An 8,426-nucleotide genomic window follows, 5' to 3' on the forward strand; every position below is an offset into this window, starting at 1 on the left:
CCGTGAGATGCCTATCGGTGAGTCGGTTCGGGGGAATTATCGGAAGGCATTTTGCCGACCGAGGCCCCTGACAGCGGCATCGCTCGGTGTTTCCGTTGCCCCAGCCATCTGGCAGCGGATCTCAAACTGTCGTGTTTGAGGGGGCGGGGAAATGGGATTCATCGCCAAGAACGCAACGAGGAAACGGGTGATGCCGGCGAGCGGTCCGCTCAACGGATCATTGTCCGGAATGCCGTGGACGACGACCGGCGCGATTCCGGTCGGAGCGCTGGTGCGCTCGGCCGTGTTCGCCGTCGGGATCGATGGCGTGAAGACGACCAGCGCGTCGGCCATCGGGACGTTCACTCCGACGTACCAGGCGCAGGTGTGGCTCTCATCGGCCGATTCCAGGAGCTGGCGGATGGTCCTGGGCATCCCGGCCGGCCAGCGGGCGATCACCGCGGACTGGGTGGTCGACCTGGTGCTGGACACCCAGGGCCGGACGGCGACGGTGGTGACCTCGCAATACCGTGCGGCAGACGGCGCGCTCATGCACGCCGACGAGCACGACAAGCTTCGTGCCGAGCTGCTCAGGTCCCTGTCGCTCGGCGTGCAGAGCGATGCCGACGCCGAAGCCCGGATCACCGCCATGTCGTTGCCGGCCGAGCAGCCTTTCGACGAACAGCCGCCGGAACCGTTCGACATCGACTTCGACATCTCGACCTCGCTCGACGAGGCAGCGGTGCGGGACCGGCTTCGGCTGGTGGGCCACCGTGTCAAGGAGGACACCGAGCGCTCGATCCGCTGGGGGCTCGGCCTGCCGTCCGACCAGGACGCCAACGAAGTGACGATCATCTTGGGGGAGAAGATGCTGCGCGGGCACGCGCGAGTCGCCGGCCGGACCGGCCCGGCACGCCGCATCGCGGCGGCGGATCTGCGCTCCTTCATCGAAAGGGCGGTGTTCTGGATCAAGCGGACGCGGAGGCGACGTTCCGGGGCCCGCGGAAGTGGGCGCCGTGAACCGCTTCGACGCACCCGAGTCGGTCTTCGCGCCGATCATCGCCGCGGTGCCTCCGGGCACGACGTGGGCCGGCTTCGGCAACTGTGCTTTCGCCGCCAAATCGGCGGTGCCGATCGCCAAGGTGTCCTACTGGGTCAAGCCAAACGTGTTCAAGCGCACCTACGAGACGCGGGACAGGGCTGTGTTGGCGATGACCGGGGAGGACGCCAACCCGTTCACGTACCGGTTCCGCCTCTACGACCGCGTGCACGGCCAGACCGGTGCCGTCACTCTCAGCGAGACGCTGTGGGAGATCGGCATCACCGAGCTCAAAGACGGTCTGTGCACTCCGGCGGTACCCGCGGATTACAAGTCGGCGATCCTGCAGACCTCGGTGCTCAAATACGCGCCGACGGGTCTGACCGGCGCTCCACAACTGGCGCTGTTCCGGCATCTGTGGGCTCACGGCGTCCTGGCCGCCACCCCGGACGCCATCGTGTTCGGCGGCCAGAGCCATTGGCAGGACGAGTGGTGGAACGAGAAGATCACAGAATCGGTGGTGGGCTAGATGGTCATCAGTGTCCCCTTCGGGGTCGCGGTCGGCATCATGATCCTCGGTGCCCTCATCTGGATCGTGGAGCTGGGGATCAAGGCCAGGGCGCGCATGAACCGCCGCGAGACACGGCAGCAACTCGCCCGCGACCTGACCGCACCGCGTCCGTCGACGCAGCTTCCCTACGGCCTGTCAGAGCCTGAAGGCCCGACAGGCGCGCAGAAGCGGGCTGAGACCGGCTGAGCTTCCGGCGCCGCTGCCTAGGACGTGCGGAAGGTGATGCACACGACCTGGCCGGTCGGATCCGAGGCGACGTCGACCACCATGTCGTCCTTGACCGCGACGACGGTGTGCAGGGCGCCGTCGGGGCCGGCCTCCAGGCGGATGTTCTTGACCGGCCTGCCGGCAACGGCCGTGACGGCCTGCTCGACCTCGGTGGTGGCGGCCTCGGCGGGTACTCCGGAGGCCTCGGGTGCCCCGGCTGCGTCGGCGGCTTCGCGATGGTGCACCGCCGCGATCAGACGTTTGAGATAGGCACGCATAGCCGGATAGTTCGTGGTCGTGGCGTACGTGGTCACGCCGCCGGCGACCGCCTCGGCGACGTTCAGTACGGCGTCGGAGACCGGGCCCAGGGTCGGAGGGGCGCAGCGCTGGTCGGCGTGGATGCGGATCTCCTCCAGTTCCTCGTCGTCGGGAAGCGGCGCGGAGCCGGTGCGGGAAATGACAAGGAAGTCCTTGCCGGGGATCAATTCGAAGATGGCTGGTGCGGCCAGTCCGGAATTCGGCGCGATCACGTGACTATCCCCTCCCTGAGATTGTCGCCGAGTATACGCTGGCCCCGACGGTGAAGGGGTGGGTCTGGTGGACGAGCGCAAAAAGGCTGTTGGGGAGACCAGGTTCGTGGGGTCCGTATTCCTGGCGCGTTGGCCCTACTGGCTGATCAATCTTCTGCGCAGTTCGACCCTTGATCTGGCTGTGTTCGTACCGGTGCTGTTCGCAGGGCTGTGGTGGGTGAACAGCTCCGGGGGGCTGCGGATGCCGCTCAACGCGGACTGGAGCGCGGACGACACCGAATTCTCGGTCCTCAGTCATCACGTCGCTCAGTACTATCCGACGTTTCTGGCGCTGGTGTATTGCGCGATTCTCGTTTGGCACAACAGGACTCAGTCCAGGGTGCGGTGGTATTCGGGGTTACCCCCTATAGGCCTCGAGGGCTCGAGTGAACCAGGGATTCCGAGAAGAGTCAGGGCCACCGCCGACGGGATCAATCATTTGATCGCATTCGGATTCATGCTTCTGGCCGTCTTCGACCTCTTGTTCATTCCCGGCAGTGCGGTCCAGAGGTTCCTGCCGTTGGCCGCGACCGCCGCGTGGGCCTGGCTGGTCCGCAACCAGATCCGGGGCCGCCTCCGGCTTCTGACGGCCACCGAGGCCGGATACCGGCCGCCGGTCCGTACCGCCTTCCGGCGTCGTACCAAGTCGACTCTGCTCCTGCTCTACAGCCAGGTCCTGGTCGACGTCACGACGGACGGCTACGAACTCGCCGCACGGCAGACCGCTGATCCGCGGTTCCAGGCATGGCTCTTGGCCAAAGCCGTCGACTGGCGCGTCGCGCGCGGCGCTTTCGGGAAAGCGGAGGCGCTGCTGGCGCCCGAGCGGACCGACCGGTTGCCGGAAGCGGCCGAGATGCCGGCCTTCCTCGCCGCGAACGGCGTGTTCCAACTCGCGGTGGGCCGTGTCGATGAGGCGGGACACGCCTTCCAGGCGGCTTACCGGAGTCCCCGCGGCCGCCGGACACCGCGGGCGCTGGGAGTGCTGGCGGACTCTGCCGGCGTCGCTCTGTCCGGCCACAGGCTGCGAGCCAGACCGGTCAGGGACATCTGGCAGCGCCGGTACTCCGTGGTGCTGAACGGTCTGATCGAACGGATCCGGGAGGGTCGGGCCCGGGACCCGCGTCGGGCGTCGACGGACCTGCGCCGCGTCGTCGGCCTCGCGGACATGCTGGGACGGCGCTGGGCCCTGGCCGCGTTGAACGGCACCGAGGCCGCGCGCCTGGAGTCGGTCAAAGCCTCGGCGCACACGCAGGCCGCGGAGATCCTCGCCGACGAAGGCGACGGTGCTGGTGCCGCGGCGGAGTTCTTCGCCGCAGCCCGTGCCTACCGGCGCTACGGGGACCGCGTCGCCGCCGGGCTGGCCCGGGCCCGGCGGGCGGAGGCGACGCTGAGCGTCCCCGGCATCGGCGGGGCCGCCGAGAAGGAGGCGCTCGACGAGCTTCGCAGCGGCCTGCAACAGGTCGAGGACAACCGGGGCGACCTGCGATCGGCGCTCAGTCGTACCACGACCGTGGCCGCCTACGAGCGCGTGGTCTACGGGCCCGTGCTGACGCTTCTGGCCCACGGGCTCACCCATCATCCGGAGGCAGGGGCCGAACTGGCCTTGTGGCTCATGGAATCCACCCGGCGCAACGCGCTCGCCGATGCGCTCCAGGCGGCGCGTGCCGAAGCGGAGAGCCGGCGTGAGTTCGGCTCGGCCGCGGAGTTGGCGAACAGCGCCGAGGCGGACAGCCAGACCGTCGCCGACTCGGCCGATCCCAGGGTCCGGGGGTATGTGCGCACGACGTCCGAAGCCGCGGAACTCGAAGCGCGGCGCCAGGCCCTGGACCTGAGCCAACGACAGCGGTTCGAGCTGGCCTACCGGCCGCGTCCGGTCGACCTCGCCGATGTGTATCGGCGGCTGGGCAACCGGGTCGCGCTGTCATTCCGCTGCACCGCCGTCGACGACGGCTGGCTGATCACCACGGTCCTCATCTCCCCGCTCGGGCCACGGTTGGGGCAGCGGCACGTCCGGCGGCCGGCTGAGGCCGGTCCCTGGTACAAGCATCCGGCCCTGTTCCTGGACTGGACCGATCGCGAACAGCGCGGACAGCTGGATGTCGGAGGCGTGCCGGTTCCCTACCAGACCCGGATGTCCGGACGCGACATCTGGCGGCGCGTGGCCGAGACGCTGCTGCCCGAGGAACTGGCCGAGACCCTGTACCGCACCGCCGCCGGTTCGAGCCAGACCCCGGTGCTCGTGATCGTGCCCGACGGACCGTTGTGCGCCGTGCCGTTCGCCGGCCTGAGGATGCCGGACGGCCGGACCCTGATCGAGCACGCGGTCGTCGTCTTCGTCCCGAACCTCGACATGATCGAGCCCGAGCCGGGACGCGAGCCTGAGCCCAGGCGGCGGCCGGGCTCCCGAGGCGCCTCCGCAGCCACGTCCGGCCCCGCAGTCGTGGTCGCGAACCTGGGACGCACCGAGCTTCGACTCGACGAGCCCGGCGTCGTGGTCCGGACCAGCAGTGACCGCAAGGCGTTCCTCGACGGGCTGCGGCAGCTGCCGAGCCCGGCCGCGGCCGTGATCTCCAACCACGGCTGGCTCGGCGCCAAGCGCTACGAACAGATCGTCGTCCTGAACGACGAGACTCCGATCTCGGTGGCCTTGGCCCGGGAACTGCCCTGGCCGCCGGTGGTGGTGCTCGGGACATGCTGGGCCGGCCGGCTGACCATCACCCCGGGCGACGACGCCATCGGCTTCCCGGTCGCCTGCCTGCTCGGCGGGGCGAACACCGTCGTCGGCAGTCAGGCCCCGATCGACAACGAACCGGAGTCGCAGGCGATCGTCGCCGCTGCCGTCCGGGCCGCGGCACACGACGAGCACCCGGCGGCCTCCGTCACACGGGCCCTGGCCGACTTGGCCGCGCGCCGACGGAACAGCCTGCCGCCGCCGTCGCATTGGGCGAGCCTGACCGTGTGGACGACGCTTTTGCCGACGGCTCCGCCCGGCCTGGTCCTGCCGCCTTCGGTGACGGTGACATGGAATCCGCAGGGGACAGTCCACCACGGAGGTGCCGCCGACGCCCGGCTCGATGATCAGGTCCCGCTCCGGCTGCCGGTGTCGGTGGCGTTGCGACGCGTGCTACTTCACGCTCACACGCAATCTGCCGGAGGCGCGGTCGGTACGCAGGCTGTTCTGGCTTCGGCCACGGTCGCGGACGACATTGACTTGGCCTCCTACCTGATCGCGATCGGCGTCGGGGCCCCATCCCTCGGCCATCGGCCGAACCGGGAAGCAGGAAGCGAGGTTCAGCTGCGCCTTGACGAAGACGGGTCAGTATGCCTCACTGCCGCCGTGTCCCAAGCTCTCCTGCTCGGCGAGCGTCTCGCGAACGCCATGAACGACCCGGTTCTGGCCCCGGCCCATGTCGTGTACGGCATCGTCAACGACGAACAATGCGACGCGACGCAGTGGATCCGTAGTCATCCATTGGCCTCGACCGATCTCGTGGCTCCGCTCAGCGATCGGGTGTTCGGCCAGGACCTGCCCGCCGCGGCTGATCTGCCCGCGGACACGACATCGGTCGCGGCTGCCACCGGAGATCCTGCGGGCGGCGTGCTCACGATCCCGGCGGCGCGGCAAGGACGATACGGCGAACTCCTGCGGTCCCGGTCCTCAGCGGCTGTCGCGGTCCGCAGCGCTGTAGTACGCCGAGCTCGAAGGACTGTACGCACACTGCTGATCTCTGCGGTCGTCGCGGGCTTTCTCGGGGCGTTCATGCTCACAGTGAGTCTGTACCGGATCGGCAATGCCTCCTCGACCACGAACCGGCTTGCCGCTGTGTCCGCCCGGCTGTCGGCGACGGTCACAGCCGCCGGTGCTTCAGCACAACCCGCGTTGTTCCTCGGGTCGCTGCACCAGTACTACGTCCGCCCCGCCATCGCCGGAGACGTCAACCTGCTCAAGGCAGGTCTGGATTCGTCTACTCCGGGCTCGTTGAGTTCCCTGTTCGTGTTCGCCTCACCACGCGCGGCCGGCGATACCTCGCAGCAAGAACCGGTGGTCCTGCACCTTCACACCGGCGACTACTCCGCAGTTCGGTTCTGCGCCGACGGTCTCCAACCCGTGCTCTGCTTCGTCGTGGCGCATCTGCCCGCATCGGCGGTGCCCGCGGGAAACCTCTGGCACGTGATCGCCGTGCCGGACGAACCCACCGGAAAATGGGCGGCCAAGACCGTCGTGCTCGGCACGGCCGGACCAGCCGGGCCGGTGACCGCGGCTCACTTCGAGATCACGTCGCAGAACGGTACAGAGACCTGTGCGGTCCGCAGAGATGACGGGCAGCCGGTCCCCCTCCTCTCTCCGGTGGTACTGACCGGTGGCGACTACAACATCCCGATCGAGGGAGTCGCCTCCCAACGCGAGCCGGACGGTTCCAGCGACGTGGTGCCGGTGAACAACATCGCCCCCTACCTGGAACTGATCGCCGGCTGGCAGGGCGGGACGGCGGCCGGGGCGGTGGGAAGGATAGGCGTCACGCTCGGCGCCGACGGGATGGCCACCGCCGCGGGCCGGGGGATCGCCGTCGACTCTGTCGAGCTCGGTGGTTCGGCGGACTTCGCCGGTCTCCAGGCCCACGACATCATCGTCGGCGTCAACGGCAAGCCGGTGTCCAGCGGCGCGGCGCTGACCGCTCTGATCCGTGGGCTCACCCCCGGTACGACCATGTCGCTTCGGGTCGTCCGACGGAACACGACCATGACCTACCAGCTCAAGGTCGGATACATCTATGCATGAAAGGAACCCCGTGCCGCAGACATCGGGCAAGGCATTGTTCCGGGCCATTGCCATCCGCAGAATCAACGATCCGAGTCCATCGGAGACGGCCTACTGGTACCCCGTCCTTGACCCGGCTACCGACGAACCGTTGCTGGAACCGGACGAGACGGTCTTCCTGAGGGGCACGGCGCGCGTAGAGTCCCAGACGATCAACGGCAACGCCTGGCGGACAGACTGGAGCATGCCGAAGCGGTGGAACTTCTGGGTCACCGACCGGCGGGTCGTCTACTCGAGCCGGAACTTCGCCGAGGCGCGGATCCCGATCCGGATCGGCGAGGCGCTGGCGCCGCTCATCATCCGGGCCAAGGGCTCTGACAACGCGAACATCGCGCGCGCCAAGAGAGTGTGGAACGGCTATATCGCCGTCGGCCAGATCCGTCACGACTGGCTGACATCCGTCGACCTGGCCAAAATCCGTGCCGAGGGCTTCCTCGCCGAGACCGAACTGCACCTGACGACGCGAAGCGAGGCTGGCTTCTACCGCATCCTCATCACGAAGGCGGATCCCCCGATGCGCTCCAGTGACGTCGACGAGGTAGTCGCAGCCGCCGCAGCAGCGCGGCTCAGATGCCTGACCCCGGCGCAACGCGCGAGCGAGAGCGGAGGCGTCCTCGAACAAGCGCGCCACCAGCCACTCCACACACTGCGCCCCATCGAGCGCAAACAGTTGGTCCGGCTGCACTGGTCTGTCCCGAACCCCATGTGGGAACCTGTGACGCTCACCGGCCCACCGCCTCCATTCGTGATGCCCAGACACCCCCGATCCCCGATGTCCCCGCTGTGGCGCCTGGTCGCTGCTCTCGCGGTCTGCGGCTGGGTCTGGGATGCGATGACACTGCACGGCGACAACTACTTCGTAGTGGCGGGCCTTTTCGCGCTCACCGTCTACGCGGTCTATATGTACCGCGGCGTACGCTGGCCGGGGCTGCGCCGGCTCGCTGGCAGCCAGCGCCGCCGCAGCCGATATTCGATCACTGATCGCGGACTACGAACGCGGGAGCGGCATCGAGGTTGACTGCGCTCACGACGCCGACAAGCTGGAATGCTAGTTCCAGGCCATTGAGTACCGGGACTCCGGTTACCAGAACGTGGGTGGTTGGATCGACCGCAGTCGCGCGAAACTGCGTACCAAATCAGCCAAGCTCCTAGTACTGCAGCCGCACTTGTTGTGACGTGTGGCGTTGCTGCTCGTTAGCGGTGTGTGGATCACGTTGCGGTTGCTGCCGACGTCCTGGAGCG

General features: G+C 68.2%; 6 protein-coding genes. 4 read left to right on the forward strand and 2 right to left on the reverse strand.

The genetic code is table 11. From position 1 onward, the window contains the following. Positions 1-36: 36 nt before the first annotated feature. Positions 37-951, reverse strand: a complete 915-nt coding sequence (locus ABIA35_RS12430) for a hypothetical protein (RefSeq protein ID WP_370357951.1) — start codon at positions 949-951, stop codon at positions 37-39. A gap of 44 nt (positions 952-995) precedes the next feature. Between ABIA35_RS12430 and ABIA35_RS12435 the strand changes: the two genes are divergently transcribed. Beyond that, the gene (locus tag ABIA35_RS12435; RefSeq protein ID WP_370357953.1) at positions 996-1,547 is read left to right on the forward strand and encodes a hypothetical protein; all 552 of its coding nucleotides are present in this window, start codon (positions 996-998) and stop codon (positions 1,545-1,547) included. Beyond that, the gene (locus tag ABIA35_RS12440; protein ID WP_370357954.1) at positions 1,548-1,775 is read left to right on the forward strand and encodes a hypothetical protein; all 228 of its coding nucleotides are present in this window, start codon (positions 1,548-1,550) and stop codon (positions 1,773-1,775) included. 17 nt (positions 1,776-1,792) lie between these two features. On the opposite strand, the gene ABIA35_RS12445 is transcribed toward ABIA35_RS12440, so the two are convergent. After that, positions 1,793-2,326 (reverse strand): hypothetical protein, encoded by a 534-nt coding sequence (locus ABIA35_RS12445; RefSeq protein WP_370357956.1) that lies wholly within the window; start codon positions 2,324-2,326, stop codon positions 1,793-1,795. Between the two features lie 478 nt (positions 2,327-2,804). Here ABIA35_RS12445 and ABIA35_RS12450 point away from each other — a divergent pair, with 478 nt between their 5' ends. Then, entirely contained in the window at positions 2,805-7,145 is a 4,341-nt protein-coding gene (locus ABIA35_RS12450) for a CHAT domain-containing protein (RefSeq protein ID WP_370357957.1), read from the forward strand. 10 nt (positions 7,146-7,155) lie between these two features. Further along, positions 7,156-8,202 carry a hypothetical protein gene (locus ABIA35_RS12455; protein ID WP_370357958.1) on the forward strand — a complete coding sequence of 349 codons (1,047 nt, stop codon included), beginning with the start codon at positions 7,156-7,158 and terminating at the stop codon, positions 8,200-8,202. Positions 8,203-8,426: the final 224 nt, after the last annotated feature.

This window comes from Catenulispora sp. MAP12-49 (assembly GCF_041262705.1).
GTDB lineage: Bacteria > Actinomycetota > Actinomycetes > Streptomycetales > Catenulisporaceae > Catenulispora.